Raw genomic sequence first — 24950 nt, 5'->3', positions numbered from 1 at the left:
TTTATCCGCAGTGCTTCTACAACTTGCCCTACATGGCCAATACCTGGTTGGCCAATTCGGGCGTGGCGCGAGCGTGGGCGCCGCGTTTCGGAGTGGAGAAGCTCCCAGACGGGTATTTCGATTTTCCGGCCGGATCGATGTTCTGGGCGTGTACGGAAGCCGTGCGGCCTTTGCTGGAAGCGGGGCTGGAGTGGAGCAATTTCCCGCCGGAACAAGGGCAGACCGACGGAACGCTGGCTCACGGCATCGAACGGATGCTGGGTGTTATTCCGACGTCCCGGAATTTCCAGCTCGGTGTCATTCGTGACACGCGGACGCCGAGCTGGTCGCGTTGGCGGCTCAATCAGTACATCGACCGGCCGCTCGCGCATCTGCACTCGATGATCGAAAGCGATGATGTGAAGGTCGTTGCGTTCGACATTTTCGACACCCTGCTGACCCGACCATTTCTCGATGCCGACTACGTCAAGTGTTTGCTGGACGCCGAATATGCGCGGCAAGGGATCGCCGGTTTCCGCGAGCTTCGCGTGCAGGCCGAAGGTCGGGCGCGGGAAGCCAAGGGACGCGATGTCGACATCCACGATATCTACCGGCACCTTGCTGTCGACGACCGCGGGGAGCGGAAATCGCTGACGCCTGACCGGGAAATCGATCTCGAGATCAAGTCGGTCCGGCCGCGGCATGAAATGGTGGCGCTCCTGAAATTCGCCGCTCAAAAGGGCAAGAAGGTCATCCTGGCCAGCGACATGTTCCTGACGCGGGCAGTCATCGAAGAGATGCTGCGGCGTTGCGGCGTTGACGGCTGGGACCATCTTTATCTGTCGTCCGAAGTCGGCGTGCGCAAGGATAGCGGCAAGCTGTACGAGCATATTCTGGCAGAAGAGAAAATTTTGCCGTACCAGATGGTGATGATCGGCGATAACGAGCGATCGGATTTCCAGATCCCTGCGGACATGGGCATCCGGGCAACGCACGTCGTCAAGCCGATCAACATGATGCGTGCGATGCCGCTACTCACCGACCTGATCCCGGATGCGGAAACGGCACCGGCGGCCGATCAGTTCCTGTTCGGCACGCTTGCGTCGGAAAATTACGGACCTGTCAGTTATCCCGATTTCTCGGCCGACGACATGTTCGGCTCGAGCGCACGGTCGATCGGCTACAGCCTGCTCGGTCCGATCGTGGTCGCGTTTTCGGAATGGTTGCGTGGCCAGGTGCGGGACAACAACCTCGATCGTCTGTATTTCCTGGCGCGCGAGGGCAAGTTCCTTAAAGAGGTCTTCGATTGCTGGCAGGGCGGCCTGGAGCAAGCGGTTCGCAGCGAATATCTGCTGATCTCTCGCCGGGCTGTCACCGTGCCCTGCATTCGCACGGTCGAGGACATCTTCGACATCGCGGCTGCCAACAACTTCTATGGCGCGTCCATGGCGATGTTCCTGGACGAACGGTTCGGCACCGTACTGGACGATCGGCAATGGGCCGAATGCGAACGGGCGAAGGTATGGGCGCGGCACGAGCCGCTGACGATCATGGATCACGATATTGATCATATTCGCCCCTTCCTGCACTTCATCACGCCGCATATCCTCAAGCAGGCCGGGCTGGAGCGTGCGAACGCGGTCGCTTATCTGCGCGACAAGGGGCTCGATACCGATAGCCGGGGCGCCGTGGTCGATGTCGGTTATGGCGCGACCATCCAGCGGCATTTGATCAAGCTGCTCGATCAGAAGGTGCACGGCCTGTATCTGATGACCGATACCAAGGGACAGTCGCTGGAGGCCGGTGCCGGCGTTCGGGCGGCAGGATGCTTCGCGGAGGGTGTCGAACGTGCGCCTACCGCGCCGCTCATGTTCCTGAACAGCTTCCTGCTGGAAAAGATGCTCAGTGCAGATGACGAGCAGGTGATTCGTTACGCCTCTACCGATTCCGTCGAGTTTCGTGAATCGGGTGACTACATCGATCAAGGGCGGAAATGCCGGCACGAGTTGCAGCAGGGGGCCATGGATTTCGTCAAGGAAGCGGTTCGTTTCCGCGACGACATGTCTGGGTCGCTGCAAATCAGCAAGGCGCGTTGTGAGGAACTGTTTTCGCGGTTCGTTGCGAGATTGTCCAGCAACGAAAAGCGAATTTTCTCGTCTCTCGCGCTCGACGATTTCTACTGCGGCAGAGGCATCGTGGCCGAGTGAGCATGGTGTGTGATTGCGGCGGGGGCGGGGTCCGATGTCGGCGAATGCCTCGCAATCACGCACGGGACATCAATTTTCTGAAATGAGTAAAGGTAGCGAGTATGTTGCTTATCACGGGGGGCGCAGGGTTCATCGGCGGAAACTTTGTCCTCGATTGGCTTGCCGGTTCGGATGAACCCGTCGTCAATCTCGACAAGTTGACTTATGCGGGGAACCTGGACACCCTGAAATCGCTGGAAGGCGATGCGCGGCATCATTTCGCCCGGGGTGATATCGGTGATTGTCACCTTGTTTCAAGGTTGCTCGCCGAGCATCGGCCGCGTGCGGTGATCAATTTTGCTGCCGAGTCGCATGTCGACCGGTCGATTCACGGCCCGGGAGATTTCATTCAGACAAACGTTGTCGGGACCTTCAATCTGCTCGAAGCAGTGCGTGCCTACTGGTCCGACCTCGCGGCAGACGAACGCCAGGCGTTTCGCTTCCTGCATGTCTCTACCGACGAAGTGTTCGGCACGCTCGGTGCGGATGATCCACCATTCACCGAAACCAACACGTACGAGCCGAACAGCCCGTATTCGGCGAGCAAGGCCGCATCGGATCATCTGGTACGCGCCTGGCACCATACGTACGGGTTGCCGGTGGTGACCACCAATTGTTCGAACAACTACGGTCCCTATCATTTTCCCGAGAAGCTGATTCCGCTGATCATCCTGAATGCGCTGGCCGGCAAGCGGCTTCCGATCTACGGCGATGGCCAGCAGATTCGCGACTGGCTCTACGTCAAGGATCACTGCTCGGCGATCCGCGCGGTTCTGGCGAATGGTGTGCCCGGCGAGACCTACAACGTCGGCGGCTGGAACGAGAAGCCGAACATCGAAGTGGTGCGGACGATCTGCGCGATCCTCGACGAACTGCAGCCGCGCGATGACGGCGAGTCGTATGCGGAGCAGATCAGCTTTGTCCAGGACCGGCCGGGCCATGACCGGCGTTACGCAATCGATGCCCGAAAGCTCGAGCGCGAGCTCGGCTGGAAGCCCGCCGAAACCTTCGACACGGGTATCCGGAAGACGGTCGAGTGGTACCTGACGAATCAGCAGTGGGTGCAAAACGTCACGAGTGGCCAGTATCGTACGTGGATCGACCGCCACTACGCACAATAGTCGCCTCGCCTGACAAGTCGCGGCATTAGGGGAGAGGAACGGGCGCGAGTATGCGCATCGCGGCGTTTGCGGAAGTGCGTAGCGTCGGTCTGGCGTTGTGCACTTGCGATATCGCGGCGGTTGCGGCACATGAGTTTCAGCATCCCGCAAAGCGACCCATGGAGGCCCGTCTCGATTGCCACATGGCACGGTGACGTATTCGAGCAACTGCACGACTGAAACGGAAGAAGAACGAGCATGAAGCGCAAAGGCATTATTCTTGCCGGAGGGTCGGGTACCCGCCTTTATCCGGCGACACAGGCAGTCAGCAAGCAACTGCTGCCGATCTACGACAAACCAATGATCTATTACCCGTTGAGCACGCTGATGCTGGCGGGGATCCAGGATATCCTGATCATTTCGACGCCCCAGGACACGCCGCGATTCGAGCAGTTGCTGGGTGACGGATCGCAGTGGGGGATCCGTCTGCAATACAAGGTGCAGGCCAGTCCGGACGGGCTCGCACAGGCGTTCCTGTTGGGCGAGTCCTTCATCGATGGCGATCCTTCGGCGCTGATTCTGGGCGACAATATCTTCTATGGGCACGATCTCGGCGGACTGTTGAAGAGCGCGGTCAGCAAGAGCGTCGGCGCCCAGGTCTTCGCCTACCATGTACAGGATCCGGAGCGATACGGTGTTGTCGAGTTTGATTCGGCGGGCAAGGCAATCAGTATCGAGGAAAAGCCCGAAGTGCCGAAGTCGCATTATGCGGTGACCGGACTCTATTTCTACGATGAGCAGGTGGTGGAGTTTGCGAAATCGCTGAAGCCGTCCTTGCGTGGAGAACTGGAGATCACGGATCTCAACGCGCTGTATTTGAAGGATGGTTTGCTCAACGTGCAGACGATGGGGCGCGGTTTTGCGTGGCTTGATACCGGTACGCACGATTCGATGCTCGAGGCCTCGCAGTTCATCGCGACGATGGAGCACCGGCAGGGGCTGAAGATTGCGTGTGTCGAAGAGATTGCCTATCGGTTTGGCTACATCGACGACGAGCAGTTGGAGCGTCTCGCGCAACCCCTCAGCAAAAACGGCTATGGCCGCTACCTGCAGGGCATTCTGAAGGAAGGAACGGGCCGGTGAACGCAATTGCGACCACCACTCCGGGTGTGAAGCTTTTCAAGCCGAAGGTATCGGGCGACGCGCTGTTATCCGAAACGGATGCAGCGGCGCCTGCTTTCGAGGATGCCGAATACTTTTGAGCCGCCTCCTGCGCAAGCCCATGTTTGACTTCAATGCCCTGCGCCTGACGTGGGGGATGCCGTTCCTGGTCGATTCAACCAGTGCCGAAATGCACGCGTCGAAGGATCGGCCGGGAACCCGAGTGTATCTGGTCGACGTCCGGTTGCTGCCGGGTTGGTACATGATCGAGCTGCGCACGAGCAGTCATGCGGCGCAGCTGCGAGCGCGGGTAAGGCTGCCCGGCGGGCCGTCGGCTGAAACGCTTGCAATGGCGCTCGGCTCACGGCAAGTGAGCAAGCGGCTTGTGCATCTCCCGGCGCGGGGAAAGATCGAGATCGAGATTGATTTCGACGATCCGTCTGCCGATCGCATCGAGACGTTCCGCCTTGCCCGGGTCACGTCGCGGTTTGCGCATTCGCGCATCATGACCAAGCTCGAAGCGCTGCATCCGAGATACAAGCCGTGCGGCGATGACTACGATCTTGCGGACAGCCGTCGCGGGCGCGGCGACATGGCGCAAGCGTGGCGCGACTACTGTTGCCTGTTCGAGGAATCGGAGCTGCTGGTTGGGTACCCGGACTGGATTCGACATTTCGATACGCCAAGCCTCGACACGTACAAGATCATGCAGGATAGTCTCCATCGCTTCGCCACCAGCCCGGTGTTCGCGATCGGCATGGAGGTGTCCGATGTGCCGTCGCCGCACTGGGAAACGGCGATCCGTTCGGTTGCAGCGCAGATCTACCCGAATTGGCAACTTTTGATCGTCGATCGACGCCCCGGCGCCGACCGTACCGATTTGATCCCGCGGGACCTTCGTGACGATGCGCGCATCCGTGCGATTCCGGATCACGCTTTGGCAAACGTACATTCGACGCTTGACCGCACGCTTGCCGAAAGTGGCAACTGGGTCGTGTTCTTCGGACAGGATGACGTACTGCCGCGACATGGTCTCTACGTCGTGGCGGATGCGATCGACCGGCGCCCCGATGTCGATCTGCTCTATTCGGACGAAGACTGCATCGACATCGACGGTGTTCGGCACAGTCCACGGTTCAAGAGCGACTGGGACGAGGATCTGATGCTCTCGTCTGATCTGTTTTCCGGCCTTGGCGTTTACCGAACCGAAGTGTTTACTTTGTCCGGCGGGCGGGATCATCGCCACGGGGCGGCGTCGCGTTACGACATGACACTGCGGTGTCTCCCGCATACCACTCAGGATCGGATCCTGCACATTCCGCGTGTGCTTTACCACAAGCGTGCCGAACCCGGATCGACTCAGGACCCGGTTGCCCGACGTGATGCGCGCGATACACGCAGGCTTGCGGTCGTACGTCACCTGTCGCGGGCCGGTATTCAAGCGACTGTTTCGTCGACGGCATACGGCCATCACGTACGGTACCCCGTGCCCGAACGGGCGCCGCTCGTCACGCTCGTGATTCCTACCCGCAACGGGTTTTCGTTGCTTAGCCGTTGCGTCGATTCGATTATCACCAAGACGCACTATCGAGCATTCGAAATCATCATTGTCGATAACGGATCGGACGACCCGGATACGCTCGACTACATGGCGCGGCTTGCAGTCGATCACGGGGTACGCATCCTCCGGGACGATCGTCCGTTCAATTATTCGGCCCTCAACAATCGTGCGGTCGAAATGGCGAGCGGGGAGTTCGTCGCGCTCGTCAATAACGATGTGGAAGTCATCGATGGCGACTGGCTCGATGAAGTGATGGGGCACGCGTTACGGCCGGAAGTCGGTGTCGTCGGTGTCAAGCTGCTCTATACAAACGGAAGCGTTCAGCATGCGGGCGTCATCGTCGGGCTCAGCGGCTGCGCGGATCACCTGCATCGCGGGTTGGGACGCGACGAGCCGGGATATCAGGCACGTGCGGTCACGACGCAGTCCTTGTCCGCGGTCACCGGTGCATGTCTTGTCGTTCGGCGGTCGTTGTATCAGCAACTGGGTGGCTTGAACGAGGTCGACCTCGCCGTTGCATTCAACGATGTCGATTTTTGCCTGCGCGTTCGTCAAGCCGGCTATACGGTGCTCTGGACACCGCACGCCGTGCTGTATCACCACGAATCCGCAACGCGGGGGCAGGACGATACCGCCGAGAAGATGGCCCGTGCCGCTCGGGAGATCGATTACATGCGGCGTCATTGGCATGACCTGATCGCGAACGATCCGGCTTATAGCCCGAATCTCTCGCTCGATCGATTCGATTGCCAGTTGGCGTGGCCGCCGCGTGTTGCATCGCTCCGGCGTCTCGCGCTTCGTACGCCCGGGGTAGCGGCAGATTGAGTGCCGATCCTTGACCGTAGTCTTGTCAAGGCTTGCCCCGTGCGGACTTGATGTGCTTCACCGTACTCGCTCGGACGGTGCATGACGGGGGCGCGAGACTGTATGTACGCTGTCTCCGCTTGCGCGCCGCGCGCGACATCTCGGGCGGCGGGACCGATTTGTCGCCGGTAGCTTCTCCATTTTCGATCAATATGAAAGATTTTCTCCTGTCGATTGTGCGTCGAACCGTTCGATTCAAGGTCAATCCTGTCCGGGATCTGGCTTTGTCCGGGCCGACGTCTTCCGACTGGATGTCGACAGGCGAGCATCCCCTCTTCGATCTGGCGCCGGAGAGCGGGGCCGATGTCGTCCCGACGGGCTGGGTGCATATCGAATCCAGGATGATCCGGCGGGGCGCGCATCTGGTGGCCCGGCTCCACGTGGATACCGGATTGGGTTTTACCGATGCAGAGTCCTTTGTCATTCCCGCGACTCGGCTGGGAATTGTCAAACATGTCGTCAGAATCTCGCCCGGGGCGCGCCGTTTGCGGCTGTCGCCCATGTGTGGCGAAGGTATCGTCCGGTTGGAGTTTCTGCGAATCACTCGAATAACTCGTGCAGAGAAGGTTATCAGAATGGCCGGGCAGGTAATCGGTGATCTGATAAAATTCAAAAATACCAATCAAGCAAGAAAATACAATCTCACTTGGACTCGTTTGTTGACGGATCTGGAGGGCGCATACGCGGATTGTGCAAAATTGCGATTCCATTCTGCTCCGATGGATTACGAATCGTATGTAAGAAAATTTGATACCTTGCGTCAATCCGATATTTCAGAGATCAGGCAGCACATCGATTCTTTCATCAAGAAGCCGTTGATTTCGGTTCTGATGCCGGCGTGTGAGGCATCGATCGATTACTTGAAATCTGCCGTGCAGTCCGTTTTCGGGCAGATCTATGAAAATTGGGAATTATGCATTGCTGCCGACGAGGTGAATGATCCGGAAGTGGTTTCGTATTTGGAGTCGGTTTCTGGAAAAGATGATCGGGTAAAGATTGTTTCTCGGGAGATGGGTGGATGCGTATCAATCGCTGAAAATAGTGCCCTCGAGATGGCGACGGGGGAGTTCGCCACGATTCTCGGCCGAAATGATGTTCTCTCGCTTCACGCACTTTATTTCGTTGCCTTGAAGGTCAATGAAATTGATGGACTGAATGTAATATATTCAGACAAGGATGAAATCGATCGAAACGGGATTCGAGGCGATGGCTGTTTCAAGAGTTCCTGGAACCCTGACCTGTTTTTCTCCTGCGATCTGATTTCGCATCTGGCTGCGTATAGAACATCCGTCTTGCGCGAGATAGGCGGGTTTCGGGTCGAATTCGAGGGCGCTCAGGACTACGATCTCGCACTTCGTTGCGTGAAAGCGAGCACGGCGTCCCAGATTTGTCATATCCCGCGCGTGCTCTATCATTCCCGGCGTGGGAATGGGCCCGGATGCGATCCGGACAATGGCATTGGCCAGGCCGGGCAGAGGGCGCTTTCGGATTACTTCAAGGATCAACCCGGAGTGAGCGTTTCCTGCGGGCATCTAGCTGGAACTTATCGGGTGCAGTATCCGGTGCCCACGCCCGCACCAAGGGTCACCGTCATCATACCGACTCGAGATGGCGGCCCGTTATTGAAGAAATGCATCCATAGCCTGTTTCACGGAACCTCCTATGAGAACCTGGAGGTCATCGTGGTCGATAATCAAAGCGAAAGCCGGGAGACGGTTGATTATTTGCAGTCCCTGTCGGCGAAAATCGGTGTGATGGTTTTGAAGTATGATTTCCCTTTCAACTACTCGTCAATAAACAACTTCGCTGTCAAGCATGCATCAGGCGATGTGCTGTGTTTTTTGAATGACGACGTGGAAGCAAGCGAGCCGGACTGGTTGAAAGAGATGGTTTCGCACGCGTGGCGCCCGGAGATCGGTGCCGTAGGGGCGAAGCTGCTCTACGCGGACGGATTCATCCAACATGCGGGCGTGGTGATGGGGATTGGCGGTTTCGCCGGCCATGCGCACAAGTTGTATCCCGCGGCGCACCCGGGCTATGCCGGGCGTGCGATGTTGACGCAGAATTTCTCGGCAGTCACGGGAGCGTGCCTGGTCATGCGGCGTGAAGTGTTTCAAGCTGTTGGTGGATTTGACGAAGAAAATCTTCCGGTGGCATTCAACGATGTCGATTTGTGCCTTCGTGTGCGGGAAGCGGGCTATCGAATATTGTGGACCCCTTACGCAGTCTTGTATCACTATGAATCCTATAGCAGGGGCGATGATCAGATGTCTCCCGAGAAGCGCGCCAGATTTAATGGGGAGAAGAGCTTCATGCTTTCCAGGTGGCGAACCGATCAATTTAATGATCCGTACTACAATGAAAATTTGACCCTTGATCGGGAGGATTTTGCTATTTCGGATTTTTCAAGGGTATATAATCCCTGGCAAGTTCGAGCGAAATGAGTTGTTTTTGCTATTTTAAAATTCTTCCGGAATACAGGCGGGATTCCGTGAAGGAATAGGATTTTTGGCTGTTATGTGATCCCCCCCCTGGTGTATCCCGGAGAGGGTAAGGTAACGCAAAAGGAGTATTCATGGATGTAAAAAAGCGTCTGCTTCCGGGCATTCCGTTGATCGAGTCCCCACTGTTCGACGCCGAGATTGAGCAGGCGGAGTTGACGTCCGGCGAGCGCGAGATTGCGCGGGCGTTGAATCGCAACGGCTATGCGGTGATCGATTTTCCCGATGCTGAACTCGATGCGCGGATTACGCGTATTCGCGAGCGCCTGGCCGGGCAGTTTGTCGAAACGGGACTGAGTAGCGATGGCGTGGTCCATGGTGCTGGCCGTATCCAGGACGCGTGGATAAAGGACCCGGACGTCAAGGCGATTGCCACCAATCGTCAGATGCTGGATTTGCTCGAACGCTTGTATGGTCGGGCCGCATTTCCATTCCAGACGCTCAATTTCCGGGTTGGTACGCAGCAACCGTTGCATACCGACGCGGTGCATTTCTCGTCGATCCCGCAGCGCTTCATGTGCGGGGTGTGGGTCGCTCTCGAAGACATCTCGCCGGAGTCAGGGCCGCTTCAACTGGTCCCCGGATCGCACAACTGGCCGATGATCGACAATGCAACGGCCGGTCGGCGCGGGTTTGGGGTGTCCGGCGAATCGGCGCAATTGCCCTATCAGGAAATCTGGGATTGCATGGTGGCGGCAAAGGGCGCCACCATCAAGACATTCGAAGCGCGTAAAGGGCAGGCGCTGATCTGGTGTGCCAATCTGCTGCACGGCGGGAGTCCGCAAATCGATCCCGCCATGTCACGCTGGTCGCAAGTGACGCACTATTTTTTCGATGATTGCGTCTACTATACGCCCGCGTTTTCCGACGAATACCTGGGCCGTTTGCAGCTTCGCAATCTGGTCAACATCGTCGACGGTACACCCAAACCCAATTCCTATCTTGGCGAGATGGTCACGCAGTCGCCGGCCGGCGGCATGCCGCGCAAATCGCGAACCTTGACGGGACGACTGCGCAAGTGGATGCAGGGGTGATGCGTGCCGAATGCGGAAGGCGGGGCGTCCCTGCGACGCGCCGGGCCCCAGGCCGGCGACGAGGCGGACGGCATGGAGAAGCAATCGGTGCGGATGCCGGCCTCCTGTCGAGCCGGTCCACCCGCAAATATGCGACGCTCGTGCGAAAGCGGATTCGGAGAGGGGTATATGTCGTTTTTTTGACGATCACGCATATTTCTCATTTGCATTGCAATGAGGTATCCTCCCTACCTTGCGGCGGTCATCGCCGCCTCATTCAGCCATTGAGGCTGACACGAGAGATTACGGGGATTGCGCGCATTACATGTGCCTTTCCAAATCATTGCGCTCGTGCTTAGCGTCTCTTCGATCCTCGATTCAATAACTTAGATGCCGCGCTCGTTTCTCGTGCTGCAAGGCACTGCCTCGCTTTTTTTCTATCAACTCGCGCGTGCCCTCCAGGACAAGGGGTTTGCCGTCCATCGAGTAAATTTTTGCGGTGGCGATTTGTTGTATGGTGGGACAGGGGCTGTTTTGAATTATCGCGGCGAGGTTGGGAATTTGCCGCAGTGGTACGACGATGTCGTGAGGCGAGAAGGAATCACCGACGTCGTCATGTTCGGCGACTGCCGCGACATACATCGCGAGATGCTGGCGGTCTCGGCTGAGCATGATCTGCGGGTTCACGTATTCGAAGAAGGTTACGTCCGGCCGCACTGGATCACGCTGGAGAGCCACGGTGTCAACGGGCGCTCGTTGCTGCCGCGCGATCCCGCCTGGTATCTGCAGCAACGCAGCGTGACACCGCCTGCCGAGCAGTGGCAGGCCACGGGCTATAACCTGTACGAGCGCGCGTTCCACGACATTGCGTATCGTTTTGCAAACGCGATGTGCTGGCCCCGTTTTCCGAAGTATCGCAGTCACCGGCCTAAAAATGGATTTCTCGAGTATTCAGGGCTCGCTGTCCGGATGCTTCTGCAGCGCAAGCACCGGCGTGAAGCAGAGCGCGTAACGCGGGAATTGCTCGACGGCGTGCGGCCTTACTACCTGTTTCCTCTTCAATTGAATTCGGATGCGCAAATCGTCGTGCATTCTTCTTTCGATGGAATTCGGGCGGCAATCAGCCATGTTTTGGAATCCTTCGCGCGATATGCGCCGCCAGATGCGCTGCTGGTCATCAAAAATCACCCGCTGGACACAGGGCTGATCGAGTATCGCAATTTTTCGCTTAAAATTGCGCGTGCCGCAGGCATGGAAGATCGGATTCGTTTCATCGACGCCGGCCATCTTCCGACATTGCTTGAACGCGCACGCGGGGTCGTGGTCATCAATAGCACGGTCGGGTTGTCCGCGCTGCATCACAAGCGGCCGTTGGTCGCGCTTGGATCGGCTATCTACAATCTGAGCGGCCTGACCTGGCAGGGTGATCTCGATGACTTTTGGCTTGGCGGGATGCCTCCTGATATGGACCTTTATCACGCGTTCCTCGACTATGTGATGCATCACACGCAGATCAACGGCGATTTCTACACCCGGTCCGGTATCGCAATGGCCATTGCGGGCGCGGTCGCCCGGCTAGAGCGTGCGGATGACTAGGGCGCCGATCCGGAGCGTCGTAGTCACGGGAGCAAGCGCGGGCATCGGGCGTGCGCTTGCGCTTGCGTATGCGCAATCCGGCGCCGTGCTCGGCATCATCGGACGGAACGAAGCGCAACTCGAATCGACCGCGGCGGCCTGCCGCGCGCGAGGCGCGACAGTGATTGTCGGTATCGTCGACGTGCGGGACGCCGAACCGGTTCGCGAGTGGCTGCATCGTTTCGACGATCAGTATCCGATCGAGCTGCTCATCGCCAATGCTGGCGTCGCGAGCACGCTGTCCTCCGCATCTGACCGGGAGGACCTCGACCGTATCACCACCGTCGTCGATACGAATTTCTACGGTGCGATGCACACGGTCCTCCCGGTTGTCGAACGCATGCGTGCCCGCAAGCGCGGCCGCATCGCCGCGGTCAGTTCCCTGGCTGCGCTTCGCGGCATGGCGATTTCGCCCGCGTACTGCGCAAGCAAATCGGCGATCAAGGCCTATGCCGATTCTGTTCGTCCGCTGCTGAAGCGAGACGGAATCGGTGTCTCGGTCATTCTTCCCGGTTTTGTCAAGACGTCGATGAGCGACGTTTTCCCCGGTGACAAGCCGTTCATGTGGACTGCCGGGCAGGCCGCGGCATATATCCGCAGAAAGCTCGATGCCGGGCGCGCGGAAATCGCATTCCCGGGCCTGCTTGCGTTCGGCATGCGCATCCTGACCGTGTTGCCCATCACGCTGGCCGATGCAATTCTCGACAAGCTTTCGTATCTGCCCGGCAAGGAAGACGTAAATTGACGGGCGCTATCTGGCTCGCGCTCGCCGTTGCGGCAGGCATATCGTTTCTGCCGGACCTGATCGCAATTCCGCGTGCGTCGTTGCGGCGTCGCACAGATGCGCTGCTGTTGCACGTGGTTTCTGTTGTGTTCTTCGCGGCGCTGATGCTGCTAGCCACCGCGCGCCCGATCTTTTCTGCATCCGTCGCGGTCGCGCTGGTCGGGCTCGTCGCGGTTGTGAGCAATGCCAAATATGAATCCCTGCGCGAACCGTTCGTTTTTACCGATCTCAGCCTGTTCAGTCAGTTGTTCTCGCACCCGCGGCTCTATCTGCCGTTCCTGAGCGCGGGCAAGGTCGTGGCGATCGGCGCGGGGATCGTGCTCGTCGTCACTGGCTATCTCGCCGAGGCGCCCGTCACGCCGAGTCCGGTGCTCGCGCTGGCGGCTGTTGCAGTTTTTACATTCTTACTGGCGCGATACATTGCAGCTCACCTGCCATTGGCGCTCGACGCCGAGGAAGATCAGCGCCGTCACGGTTTTTCGCAGTCTTCATCGCATACTTGCTGAACGGCATGCGTCCCGCGGCATTCGAAGCCTTCCGGCGCGTGGTCGAAGCGGGCCCCTTCGTCTCGGGTACGTCGGTGCAGCGCCCCGACGTCATCGTGATCCAGAGCGAATCGCTCTTTGACGTGCGACGCATCTCACCCGCGATTGCGCCTGCCGTCCTTTCCCGTTTCGATCGCGCGAAACGCGAAGCGGTCTGCTATGGCGAGCTTTCGGTGCCGGCATGGGGCGCAAACACGATGCGCACGGAATTCTCGATGCTGACCGGCCTGTCGTTCGAGCGCCTCGGTTACGCGCGCTTTTATCCATATGCGTTCGTGCGTCGCGCGGGCGCGTCGATCGCAAGCTGGTTCGGCCGCGGCGGTTACGAGACGCTGGCGCTTCATCCGTACTACGCCGATTTCTTTGGCCGCAATCGTGTCTTTCCGTTGTTGGGATTCGACACATTTCTCGATATCGAATACTTTGCCGACGCGCCGCGTGCCGGCCCGTATATCTCCGACGCCGCCGTGCTGGACGCAGTGATTGCCTTGCTGGAAGGCGAGCGCAAGAAACCGCGCTTCATCTTCGCAATGACAATGGAAAACCACGGCCCCCTGCACCTGGAGCAGGTTTTACCCGGAGAATCGTCTTCGAGGCATACTCTTGGCGAAGACGCCTCCTGGCGCGACCTGACCGCATATCTACGGCACATTGAAAATGCCGACGCAATGATCGGGCGCTTGCTCGATCATTTGCGTACCAGCGATCGTGAAACAGTCGTTTGTTTCTACGGCGACCACGTTCCCGCGCTGCCTCATGTATTCGAAAAACTAGGCGTTACACCGCAAAACAGCGACTACTTCATATGGCGGAACTACGGCACGGATACTCCCGAACGCCGTGACCTGGCTGCCGAAGAACTCGGGTCGGTACTTTTGCATGTGGTACAAGATGACGGAAATCGCGTGGAAGAGCCGCACGCATCCGAGAAAGCGACATAAAAGATGAACAGTAAGATTGCAATAATTGGGGTGGCTTGTCGGTTTCCCGGGAGCGCTAACAATCTCGGCGACTTCTGGCAACTGCTGCGCGACGAACGCGACGCAGTGACCGAAATCCCCGCCGACCGCTTCGGCACCGATTTCTACCAGCACCCGTCCAAGCGCGAACCGGGCAAGAGCTACACGTTCGCGGCCGGCGTGCTCGACAACGTCGCCGGCTTCGACGCCGCATTCTTCGGCATTTCCCCGCGCGAAGCGGCCCAGATGGACCCGCAGCAACGCCTGCTGCTCGAACTCGCATGGGAAGCGTTCGAGGACGCGGGCGTGCGCCCGGCCGACATGCGCGGCAGCAACTGCGGCGTGTTCGTCGGCGCTGCCAGCATGGATTACGGCAACCGCAACATGGACGATCTGAACGTGATCGATCCGTATTCGGCGACCGGCAACACACTGAGCATCGCGTCGAACCGCGTGTCCTACCTGTTCGACCTGCGCGGTCCGAGCATGTCCGTCGACACGGCGTGCTCGTCGTCGCTCGTCGCGCTCCACCAGGCCGTCAAGGCGCTGCAGTCCGGCGAAGCCGAGATGGCGCTCGCGGGCGGCGTCAACCTGCTGCTGCATCCGTTCGGCTTCGTCAGCTTCTCCAAGGCGTCGATGCTGTCGCCGCGCGGCCGTTGCCGCGCATTCGATGCGACCGGCGATGGTTATGTTCGCTCCGAAGGCGGCGCGCTCGTGGTGCTCAAGCCGCTCGATCGCGCGCTCGCCGACGGCGACACGATCCATGCGGTGATCGCCGGCTCCGGCGTGAACTCGGTCGGCCACTCGCCGGGCGGCATCAGTGTGCCCGGCGCGGCCGCGCAAGCGTCGCTGCTGCGCAGCGTGTACGCGCGCGCCGGTATCGATCCGCAGTCGCTCGCGTACCTCGAGGCGCACGGCACCGGCACGGCGGTCGGCGATCCGATCGAGGCGCGCGCGCTGATCGACGTCGTGTCGGGCCAGCGCCCGGCGGACCGTCCGCTACTCATCGGTTCGGTGAAGACCAACATCGGCCACCTTGAAACGGCCTCCGGCATGGCCGGCCTGCTGAAGGCCGTGCTGTGCCTGAAGCATCGCGCGGTGCCGCGCTCGCTGCATTTCGTCACGCCCAATCCCGGCATCGATTTCGACGGCGGGCACCTGCGCGTCGTCGATCGCTTCATGCCGCTCGACGCGGGCGACGCGCCGCTGACGGTCGGCGTCAACTCGTTCGGTTTCGGCGGCACGAACGCACACGTCGTGCTGACCGAGGCGCCGGCTGCCCGCGACGTGTCGACGGCTGCGCCGGAACCGGCCGATGCGCTGTCTCCGCTCGTGCTGACCGCGCGCAGCGCGACTGCGCTCGGCGCGCTCGCGGGCCGCTATCTGGCGACGCTCGACAACGGCGGCGACTGGCAGGCGCTTGCCGCCGCGGCCGCACGCCGCCGTCAATGGCTCGAACATCGCGCGATCATCGCGCCGGCCGACGTGGCCGAAGGCCGCGCGGCGCTGGCGGCACTGGCTCAGCCGGCGCGGGAAGGCGTGCCGGCCTGCGTGGTCACCGGTCAGGCGCCCGCGGACACGCCGCGCACCGCGCTCGTGTTCTCGGGCAACGGTTGCCAGTGGGTCGGGATGGGCAACGAACTCTACGCGGAAAACGCCGTCTTCCGCGCGGCGCTCGACGAAGTCGACGCGCTGTGGTGCGCCGACGGCAGCCCATCGCTCGTCGACGTGATGCGCGGCGGCCCGGGCGCGGAATGGCTGGCCGGCGCGGGCGCCGAATGGCTCGCCGCGACCGAGAACGCGCAGCCGCTGCTGTTCGCGATCCAGGTCGGCATGATCCGCGTGATCGATGCGCGCGGGATGCGTTACGACGCGGCGATCGGCCATAGCGTCGGCGAGATTGCCGCGGCGTGGGTGACGGGTGCGCTGTCGCTCGCCGATGCGGTGCGCGTGATCAAGATCCGCAGCCGCGCGCAGGCGATGACGCGCGGCAGCGGCCGGATGGCCGCGGTCGGCATCGGCGACGCGGCCGCACGCGAACTGATCGCGCGCCACGGGCTCGCGCGGCGCGTCGAAATCGCCGGCATCAACAGCCCCGACGCGGTCACGCTCGCGGGCGAACTGCAGGGCCTACAGGCACTGGAGGCCGCGCTGCGCGGCAGCGGCAAGTTCTTCCAGATGCTCGATCTCGACTACGCGTTCCACAGCAGCCACATGGATCGCATCGAGCCGATCGTGCTGGCCGAACTGGCCAGCCTGCGGCCGCAACCGGGCAACGGTACGTTCGTATCGACCGTGACCGGCGGGGCGTTCTCCGGTACCGAGCTCGACGCGCGCTACTGGTGGCGCAACATCCGCGAGCCCGTGCGCTTCGGTGACGGCATCGCGTACCTGATCGAGCAGGGCGTCCGGCTGTTCGTGGAAGTGTCGCCGCATTCGATCCTGCGCACGTACGTGAAGCAGGCGTTCACGGCTGCCGGCGTGGCCGGCACGGCGCTGCCGACGCTCAAGCGCGATCACGGCAGCGCGGCGACGCTGCGACAGGCGATTCTCGCGGCGATCGCGCACGGTGCGAGCGTCGATCCGGATCGCTTTGCACCGGGCACGTCGCGCGCGGCATTGCCGTCCTATCCGTGGCAGCGCGACCGGTTCTGGCTGACGCCGACCGTCGAAGGCTACGGCCTCGTCAATCGCCGCCGCGAGCATCCGCTGCTCGGCTATCGCCTGCATGAACATGCATTCGGCTGGGAAAACCAGCTTGATCCGGCGAAGCTGCCGATGCTGGCCGATCACGTCGTCGACGGCGGCGTGGCGTTCCCGGGCGCGGGTTACGTCGAAATGGCGCTTGCCGCTGCGCGCACCTTTTTCGATACGCCGGATGCGGCACTCGAAAACGTCGAGATCCGCACGCCGGTCGTGTTCCAGCCGCAGCAGTCGAAGCTGTTCCGGCTCGTGATCGAGCCGCGCACCGCGACCTTCACGATCGAGACGCGCGACCGGATGTCGGACGGCGCATGGACGCTGAACGTGACGGGGCGGATGCTGGAAAGCGGCTGCGCGCTCGGCGCCGCGCGGGTCGTCCCGTCCGGTACGCTCGAGCGCCTGCTTGCGCTGCCGGCCGCCGACGGCGACACGCTGTACGCGAACACCGCAGCGATCGGCCTCACGTACGGGCCGGCGTTCCGCTGGGTCCGGAGCCTGCGGGTCGCCGCGGGCGACGACGCGGCGCTGGCCGATGTCTCGGCACCCGCCGCATGCGGCGATGCGCGGGCGTTGTCCGCCTATCTGCTGCATCCGGCGCTGATGGACAGCGGGTTTCATCCGCTGTTCGCGCTGCTCGCCGCGCACGCGCGCGATGGCGAGCGTCCGGCTTACGTGCCGGTGCAGATCGGCCGGGTCGACTACCTGCGCGGCGATACGGTCGCTCGCGTGCTCGCGCGGATCGACCGGCGCAGCCCGCATTCGGTCGTCGCGCATTTCGAATTCCTCGACGCGCAAGGCGCGATCGTCGCGCGGCTCGGCGCTTGCCGGTTCCGGCGCGTCGACCTCGTCGGCCGCCGGCAGAACCTGCCTGCGCGCTTCGTGTACCGCCTCGAAGAGGCGCCGCTGCCGGGCGATGTCGATGCGGCCGGTCTGCCGGCGCCCGACGCGCTGCTTGCGCAGGCGGTCGCCCGGCTCGAGACGGCCGAGGACGACGGCCGCCGCACGCGGCATCTGACCGAAATCCTGCCGCTGCTCGACGTGCTCGCGAGCCTCTACGTGCTGCGCGCATTCGATGCGCTCGGCGCGTTCGCCGACACCTGGCAGCCGGCGCCCGGGCGTGCGGCGCTGGCGGCGCGTCTTGCCGACATGCTCGTCGAGGACGGCTTGGCCCATCGCGACGGCGGGCACCTCGTACGCGACGACGCGGCGTGCGCGGCGTTGCCGCCGCTCGACGAGCTGTGGCGCGGGCTGCTGGCCGAATCGCCGGCGCACGTGGCCGAGCTGACGCTGCTTGCGCATTGCGGCGCGGCGTTGGCCGACGTGCTGAGCGGCGCGAAGGATGGCGCACGCTGGCTGTCGCCGACCGGCCACAGTCTGGTCGAGCAACTCCTTGCCGCGTCGCCGACCTGGCAGCACGTGCACGCGCTGCTGACGGCCGGCGTCGGGCACGCGGTCGACGCATGGCAGCCGGCACGCCGGCTGCGCGTGCTCGAACTCGGTGCGACGGACGGCGACGTGCTGCAGACGCTCGGCATGCATCTCGCGGCCGCACGCTGCGATCACACGATTGCCGCGACGGCCGGCCAGCTGGCCGGGTTCGACACGGACGCGGAAGCGGCGGTGCGCACGGTGGCGCTGCAGTCGGGCGAGCGATTGTCGCTGTCGGCCGACGACACTGGGCCTTACGACCTGATTGTCGCGAACCGCGCGCTGAGCGGCCGTCACGACGTGGCCGACGCGCTGCATGCGATGCGGTCGTGGCTGGCGCCCGGTGGATTGCTGTTGCTGGCCGAGTCGCGCCGCGGCCGTTTCTCCGACATCGTGTTCGCCGCGCAGGCGGCGTCGACGGAAGCCGACACGCCCGTGCCGTTGGCGCCGGCCGATCTCGAGGCCGCGCTCGCGCGCGCAGGCTACGTCGACGTTGTGCGGCACGTCGAGCAATCGCTCGACCTGGACGGCACGCCGACGTTCGTCGTCGCGCGCAATCCCGCGAGCACGAAGGCCGCCCAACATGGCAGCGACCCGAGCGATCTCGAAACGCTCGCACGCAACGAACGCTGGCTCGTGATGCACGCGCCGGATGCGGTCGGCGGTTTCGGCGGGCAACTGGCCGATGCGCTGGCGCAGGCGGGCTATCCGGCCGATATCGTCGACCTCGCGCATGCGGCCGACGCGATTGCGTCGTTGCCGGCCGGGCAGCCGGCGCACGTCGTGTTCTGCGCACCGGAAACGCCGCTCGCCGAGGCCGCGACGGGCGACGTCCTGATGGCCGCGCAGCGTCACGGCGCGATCGCGCTGGCGGCACTCGTGCGCGCGCTCGGCGCGCAGCCGAACGCGGCCACGCGGCTGACCGTCGTCACGCGCGGCGGCGCGCCGTTTGCCGGGGCCGCGAATGCGCACCCGGAACAGGCGACGCTGTGGGGCCTCGGTCGCGTGCTCGCGAACGAGCATCCCGAACTCGCGTGCCGCCTGATCGACGTCGACCAGACGGCGGACGGGATTCCCGATGCGCTGATTCGCGAGCTGACCGGCTCGGCGGTCGAGGAGGAAGTCGTCCTGAGCGCACACGGGCGGCGGGTGCCGCGCATGCTGACGGCCGCGCAAGCCGCGGCGCGCAGCAATGGCGCGATCGCGCGCGCGTCGGTGCTCGCGTTCGACGCGCCGGGCTCGTTGCGCAATCTCGAATGGTTTGCGTTGCCCGAAAGCCCGTTGGGTGAGGACGAGGTGGAAATCGAGCCGGTTGCCACCGGCCTGAATTTCCGCGACGTGATGTATGCGATGGGGCTCCTGTCCGATGAGGCGGTCGAAACCGGCTTCGCGGGCGCGTCTATCGGCATGGAGCTGTCCGGCCGCGTCGTCCGGGTCGGCCGCGCGGTGAAGGCATTTGCGCCGGGCGACGCGGTGCTCGGCTTCGCGCCGGCATCGTTCGCGACGCGCGTCAGGACGCGTGCGCAAGCGATCGCGCCGAAGCCCGAACGCCTGTCGTTCGAGGAAGCGGCGACCGTGCCGACCACGTTCTTCACCGCGTATTACGCGCTCGTCGAACTCGCGCGGCTGCGCCGCGGCGAACGCGTGCTCGTGCACGGCGGCGCGGGCGGCGTCGGGATCGCCGCGATCCAGCTCGCGCGCCACTTCGGCGCGGAAGTGTTCGCGACGGCCGGCAGCGACGAGAAGCGCGAATTCGTGCGCCTGCTTGGCGCCGATCACGTGCTCGATTCGCGCAGTCTCGCGTTCGCGGACGAGATCCGCGCGATGACGGGCGGGCAGGGCATCGACATCGTGCTGAACTCGCTGGCCGGCGAAGCGATGGTGCGCAGCATCGACACGCTGCGTCCGTTCGGTCGTTTCCTCGAGCTCGGCAAGCGCGATTTCTACGAAAACAGCCATATCGGGCTGCGGCCGTTCCGCAACAACATCAGCTATTTCGGCATCGATGCCGACCAGTTGATGGGCGCGTTGCCGGAGCTGACCGAACGCCTGTTCGGCGAAGTGATGGCGCTGTTCGCGGCAGGCGTGCTGCATCCGCTGCCGTATCGCGCGTTCCCCGCCGAACGGGCCGAGGATGCGTTCCGCTACATGCAGCAGGCGCGCCAGATTGGCAAGGTGCTCGTGACCTATCCGTCCGGCACGCCGGCGCCGACGCGCGGTGTGACGGGCGCGGGCTCGCTCGCACTCGATCCGCGGGGTGCGTACCTGGTGGTCGGCGGCACGGGCGGGCTCGGCTTCGCGAGCGCGCGCTGGATGGTCGAGCGCGGCGCGCGCCGGATCACGCTGGCGAGCCGCTCCGGCGAACTCGCCGCCGCGGCGCGCGACGAGGTCGCGAGCTGGCGCGACACGCTGGGCGTCACCGTCGATGTCGTGTCGTGCGACGTGACCGATGCCGCGGCGGTCGACGCGATGATCGCCGCGATCGTCCGGCGCGACGTGCCGCTGAAGGGCGTGCTGCATTCCGCGATGTCGATCGACGATGGTCTCGTGCGCAATCTCGACGATGCACGCATGGCCGCGGTGCTCGCACCGAAGGTGGCCGGCGCGTGGAACCTGCATCGCGCGACGCGCGCGCTGCCGCTCGACCTGTTCGTGGTCTATTCGTCGGCGACGACCTATCTCGGCAATCCGGGGCAATCGAACTACGTCGCGGCCAACACCTTCCTGGAAGCGCTGGTCGAACATCGCCGCGCGGCAGGGTTGCCGGGCACGTTCATGGCCTGGGGGCCGCTCGAGGACGTCGGTTTCCTCGCACGCCACGCCGATACGCGCGAAGCGTTGCAGTCGCGGATCGGCGGTGCGTCGATCACGTCCGACGAGGCGATGGTCGCGCTCGAGCGCACGCTGGTTGCAGGCGCGGCCGGCGAAGCCGTGGTCCGGCTCGACTGGCACGCGGTGGCGCGCGGGATGCCGGCCGCGAAGGCGCGCCGGTATGCGCTGCTGCAATCGCACGCGAGCGGCGGCGATGCGCGCGACGGCGGCACGCAGCTGCGCGAAGAGGTGCTCGCGTTGCCGCGCGACGAAGCGATCGCGCTGGTGGCGCGGACGCTGCAGGCGCAGATTGCGCGGATTCTGCACATGACGCCCGACCGCATCGCGCTCGACAAGTCGGTGCTCGACATGGGCATGGATTCGCTGATGGGGATGGAGCTCGGCCTTGCCGTCGAGGAAGCGTTCGAGGTCAAGCTGTCGGTGATGGCGATTGCCGAAGGCGCGTCGGTCACGACGCTGGCCGGGCGCATCGTCGATTCGATCGGCGCGTCGGCCGATGCGTCCGACGCCGGGGCGGCGACCGATGCCGCTCAGGAGGCGGTTGCGGCGCTTGCCGCAAAACACGCGATCGAAGGCGAGGCGCGCGCGATGCTCGATACGCGACCGGCGCCCGTGGCGGGCCAGGTGTCGCCGACGCTGGAGGTCGCGCGATGAGCGCACCGGCAGGCTGGGCGACGCGCCAGGGTACGCTGGCACAGCCGCTGACGATCGACGGGCACGGGCTGCACACGGGGCGCCGGGTGGGCGTGCGGATCCTGCCCGGACGCCCGGAAGACGGCGTGACGGGCATTGCGTTCCGCCGCGTCGCGCACGGGCGCACACTCGCGACGCTGCCGGTCGATCCCGCGCTGCGCCGCGCGCAGCCGCTCTGCACGATGCTGCGCAATGCCGACGGCGTCGGCGTGCGCACCGTCGAGCATCTGCTTGCGTCGCTGCTCGCGTGCGAAATCGATCACGCGATCGTCGAGCTCGACGCGGAGGAGGTGCCGATTCTCGATGGCAGCGCAACGCCGTGGGTCGATGCGATCCGCGCATGCGGCCGCGTCGCGCTCGATGCGCCGAAACGCTTCATCCGTGTGCTGCGGCCCGTCGTCGTCACGGACGGCGAGGGCGACCAGCGGCGTGAAATGCGGATCGAGCCGGCGTCGCGCTATGAACTGAGCGTACGCAACGACCTGCGCGGCTTCGGCGACATGCACTGGGACGGCGCGCTGACGCCGGCCGCATTCGCGACCGAAATCGCGCCGTCGCGCTCGTACGGGCGCGTGAAGTGGGCCGTGCCGGCGATCGTCGCCGGGTATCTGCGCGGCGTGCCGATCCTGCGCGGCGCGCGGCCGTCGTGTACCGCGTCCATCGTCGGCAATCGCGTGCTGGGCGGGATGCGGCTGCCGGAAGAGTTCGTCCGGCATCGCGTGCTCGACCTGGTCGGCGATCTCGCGCTGGCCGGTGCGCCGCTGCTGGCGCGCGTGAGCGCGCTGCGGCCGAGCCACGAAATGAACTTCCGGCTGGTCGATGCGCTGCTCGCTACGCCCGATGCGTGGCAGTGGGCCGACTTTTCCGAGACTTGAATCCACGCTTTTTCAAAATACGCGGCGTAACATAGCGTCTTTTCGAGATAAAGCGAAGGAAGCGATGGCACTGGGAGAGCATCTTCGCCAGCAACTGGCGGCGAAAGCCCTGAAACGGCAACTGGAACGCGCGACCGATGCCGCGGCGGCGCCCGGCGTGCCCGGCACGCCAGCTGCGCAGACCGCGTCGGCGCGCAGCCGCTTCGAATCGATGCCGCAGTATCAGCAGGTCCGGATCATGCGCGAGATGGGCGAGAAGCTGCGCGTCGACTCGCCGTTTTTCCGCGTGCACGACGGCGTCGCCGGTGCGACGACGCAGATCGGCGGCCGCGAATACCTGAACTTCGCGAACTACAATTACCTCGGCCTGGCCGGCGACCCGGACGTGTCCGCGCGTGCGAAAGCCGCGATCGACCGCTACGGCACGTCGGCATCGGCAAGCCGCATGGTCGCGGGCGAACGCCCGGTGCAGCGCGACCTCGAACGCGCGCTGGCCGCGTTCTACGAGACCGACGACTGCGTTGCGTTCGTGAGCGGGCATGCGACCAACGTGACCGTGATCGGCGCGCTGTTCGGCCCGGGCGACCTTGTCGTCCACGATGCGCTCGCGCACAACAGCATCGTGCAGGGCGCGCAGCTGAGCGGCGCGAAGCGGTTGAGCTTCCCGCACAACGACTGGCAGGCGCTCGACGAACTGCTGTCGCGCGTGCGCCGCGAATATCGGCACGTGCTGATCGCGATCGAAGGGCTGTACAGCATGGACGGCGATTTCCCCGACCTGCAGCGCTTCGTCGACGTGAAGACGCGCCACGGCGCGTTCCTGCTGGTCGACGAGGCTCACTCGCTCGGCGTGCTTGGCGCGACCGGCAAGGGTATCCGCGAGCATTGCGGCGTCGCCCCCGATCAGGTCGACATGTGGATGGGCACGATGAGCAAGACGCTGGCCGGCTGCGGCGGTTTCATCGCCGGCTGCCAGCCGCTCGTCGACATGCTGCGTCATCTGGCGCCGGGTTTTCTGTACAGCGTCGGACTCGCACCGACGCTCGCCGAAGCGTCGCTGGCCGCGCTCGAACGCCTGCAGGCGGAGCCGGCGCGCGTCGCGCAACTGCAGGCGCGCGGGGGGGGCAGTTCCTGACCGAGGCGCGCGCCGCCGGGCTGAATACCGGCACGAGTGCGGGTTATGCGGTCGTGCCGGTGATTACCGGGAGCTCGCTGAAGGCCGCGCAATGGGCGAATGCCATGTTCGACGAAGGGATCAACGTGCAGCCGATCTTCTATCCGGCCGTCGAGGAAAAGGCGGCGCGGTTGCGTTTCTTCATCTGCTCGACGCACGAACCGGAGCAGATCAGCCGGACGGTTCGGGTGTTGTCGCGCCTGGCGGGACGGAGCGCATGACGCAGGCCGCCGCGTTTGTGCGGGCGGTTCCGCGCGCCGGCGAGCCCGTGCGGTTTCGCGCGGCTGATGCGGATGATGCGGCGGCGTGCGGGCCGCTCGTGTTTGCGTCCGGCGTGGCCGAATTCGGGTTCTTTCTCGGCGAAAGCGACGCGCGCTGCATCGCGTTCCTGCAGCGGGCATTCCGCTCGCGTCACGGGCGCTTCTCGTGGCGCCGGCACCGCGTCGCGGTTGCGCAAGACGGCACCGTGCTTGCCGTGATGGCGATTCACGACGGGCATCGGACGATGTTCGACGACGTGCATGTCGTGTGGGCCCTCGCGCGTTTCTTCGGCGTGCGCCGCACGATCGGCCAGTTGCTGCGCGGGCTGATCCTCGAAACGGAGCTCCCGGCGCCGAAGCGTTCGCAGATCCTCGTCGCGCATTGCGCGACCGACGAGCGGCAGCGCGGCACGGGTATCTTCAGTGCGTTGTTCCGCGATGCGCTGGACGCCGGTGCGTTGCCGGCCGACGGCAGCCGCGAGGTCGTGCTCGACGTGCTGACCCGCAACGGGCGCGCCCGGGCGCTGTACGAGCGGCTGGGGTTCGCCGCGCTGCCGCGGCGGCGCGAGCGTTCGCGCCGGCTGCCGGCCGAGCTCGATTCGATCCGGATGCGGTTCTCGCGCCGCGGCTGACGGCG

General features: G+C 63.6%; 12 protein-coding genes and 2 pseudogenes. All 14 read left to right on the top strand.

Annotated elements, in window-relative coordinates; translation table 11 throughout:
• Positions 1–92 precede the first annotated feature (92 nt).
• The 14 genes and pseudogenes from HWX00_RS18255 (at position 93) to HWX00_RS18195 (ending at position 24945) form a co-directional block, all read left to right on the top strand.
• The gene (locus HWX00_RS18255) at positions 93–2186 is read left to right on the top strand and encodes an HAD family hydrolase (protein ID WP_481971369.1); all 2094 of its coding nucleotides are present in this window, start codon (positions 93–95) and stop codon (positions 2184–2186) included.
• A 101-nt stretch (positions 2187–2287) separates the two neighbouring features.
• Positions 2288–3346, top strand: a complete 1059-nt coding sequence (gene rfbB, locus HWX00_RS18250; protein WP_034187190.1) for a dTDP-glucose 4,6-dehydratase — start codon at positions 2288–2290, stop codon at positions 3344–3346.
• 237 nt (positions 3347–3583) lie between these two features.
• Complete coding sequence (gene rfbA, locus HWX00_RS18245; protein WP_034187192.1) at positions 3584–4468, top strand: glucose-1-phosphate thymidylyltransferase RfbA; 885 nt, start codon at positions 3584–3586, stop codon at positions 4466–4468.
• Entirely contained in the window at positions 4465–4587 is a 123-nt protein-coding gene (locus HWX00_RS37170; protein ID WP_257786211.1) for a hypothetical protein, read from the top strand. The genes rfbA and HWX00_RS37170 overlap by 4 nt, the downstream gene beginning before the upstream one ends.
• Positions 4584–6872 carry a glycosyltransferase family 2 protein gene (locus tag HWX00_RS18240; RefSeq protein WP_175027620.1) on the top strand — a complete coding sequence of 763 codons (2289 nt, stop codon included), beginning with the start codon at positions 4584–4586 and terminating at the stop codon, positions 6870–6872. The genes HWX00_RS37170 and HWX00_RS18240 overlap by 4 nt, the downstream gene beginning before the upstream one ends.
• 191 nt (positions 6873–7063) lie before the next feature.
• Positions 7064–9355, top strand: a complete 2292-nt coding sequence (locus tag HWX00_RS18235; protein WP_244131180.1) for a glycosyltransferase family 2 protein — start codon at positions 7064–7066, stop codon at positions 9353–9355.
• Positions 9356–9486: 131 nt separating this feature from the next.
• Entirely contained in the window at positions 9487–10446 is a 960-nt protein-coding gene (locus HWX00_RS18230) for a phytanoyl-CoA dioxygenase family protein (protein ID WP_034187193.1), read from the top strand.
• A gap of 369 nt (positions 10447–10815) precedes the next feature.
• Positions 10816–12021, top strand: coding sequence for a capsule biosynthesis protein (locus HWX00_RS18225; protein ID WP_175027619.1), 1206 nt, complete (start codon positions 10816–10818; stop codon positions 12019–12021).
• Positions 12014–12805, top strand: a complete 792-nt coding sequence (locus tag HWX00_RS18220; protein ID WP_175027618.1) for an SDR family NAD(P)-dependent oxidoreductase — start codon at positions 12014–12016, stop codon at positions 12803–12805. The genes HWX00_RS18225 and HWX00_RS18220 overlap by 8 nt, the downstream gene beginning before the upstream one ends.
• Positions 12802–14330: pseudogene (locus HWX00_RS18215) on the top strand (LTA synthase family protein). The gene HWX00_RS18220 and the pseudogene HWX00_RS18215 overlap by 4 nt, the downstream one beginning before the upstream one ends.
• A gap of 3 nt (positions 14331–14333) precedes the next feature.
• Positions 14334–21965, top strand: coding sequence for a type I polyketide synthase (locus HWX00_RS18210; protein ID WP_175027617.1), 7632 nt, complete (start codon positions 14334–14336; stop codon positions 21963–21965).
• The gene (locus HWX00_RS18205) at positions 21962–22879 is read left to right on the top strand and encodes a UDP-3-O-acyl N-acetylglycosamine deacetylase (protein ID WP_175027616.1); all 918 of its coding nucleotides are present in this window, start codon (positions 21962–21964) and stop codon (positions 22877–22879) included. The genes HWX00_RS18210 and HWX00_RS18205 overlap by 4 nt, the downstream gene beginning before the upstream one ends.
• A 64-nt stretch (positions 22880–22943) precedes the next feature.
• A pseudogene (locus tag HWX00_RS18200) lies at positions 22944–24274 on the top strand (aminotransferase class I/II-fold pyridoxal phosphate-dependent enzyme).
• Positions 24271–24945 (top strand): GNAT family N-acetyltransferase, encoded by a 675-nt coding sequence (locus HWX00_RS18195; RefSeq protein WP_175027615.1) that lies wholly within the window; start codon positions 24271–24273, stop codon positions 24943–24945. Before HWX00_RS18200 ends, HWX00_RS18195 begins: the two are co-directional and overlap by 4 nt.
• The last annotated feature ends 5 nt before the right edge of the window (positions 24946–24950 follow it).

This window comes from Burkholderia seminalis DSM 23518 (genome assembly GCF_902832885.1).
In the GTDB taxonomy this organism is placed as follows: Bacteria; Pseudomonadota; Gammaproteobacteria; order Burkholderiales; family Burkholderiaceae; genus Burkholderia; species Burkholderia seminalis.
This window is presented reverse-complemented; position numbering and strand designations above follow the sequence as displayed.

Bases quoted from the DNA above. Each gene is read 5' to 3' on its own strand.
- rfbB (WP_034187190.1), top strand. From the start codon at position 2,288: ATGTTGCTTATCACGGGGGGCGCAGGGTTCATCGGCGGAAACTTTGTC.
- rfbA (WP_034187192.1), top strand. From the start codon at position 3,584: ATGAAGCGCAAAGGCATTATTCTTGCCGGAGGGTCGGGTACCCGCCTT.
- HWX00_RS18235 (WP_244131180.1), top strand. From the start codon at position 7,064: ATGAAAGATTTTCTCCTGTCGATTGTGCGTCGAACCGTTCGATTCAAG.
- HWX00_RS18230 (WP_034187193.1), top strand. From the start codon at position 9,487: ATGGATGTAAAAAAGCGTCTGCTTCCGGGCATTCCGTTGATCGAGTCC.
- HWX00_RS18225 (WP_175027619.1), top strand. From the start codon at position 10,816: ATGCCGCGCTCGTTTCTCGTGCTGCAAGGCACTGCCTCGCTTTTTTTC.
- HWX00_RS18220 (WP_175027618.1), top strand. From the start codon at position 12,014: ATGACTAGGGCGCCGATCCGGAGCGTCGTAGTCACGGGAGCAAGCGCG.
- HWX00_RS18210 (WP_175027617.1), top strand. From the start codon at position 14,334: ATGAACAGTAAGATTGCAATAATTGGGGTGGCTTGTCGGTTTCCCGGG.
- HWX00_RS18205 (WP_175027616.1), top strand. From the start codon at position 21,962: ATGAGCGCACCGGCAGGCTGGGCGACGCGCCAGGGTACGCTGGCACAG.
- HWX00_RS18195 (WP_175027615.1), top strand. From the start codon at position 24,271: ATGACGCAGGCCGCCGCGTTTGTGCGGGCGGTTCCGCGCGCCGGCGAG.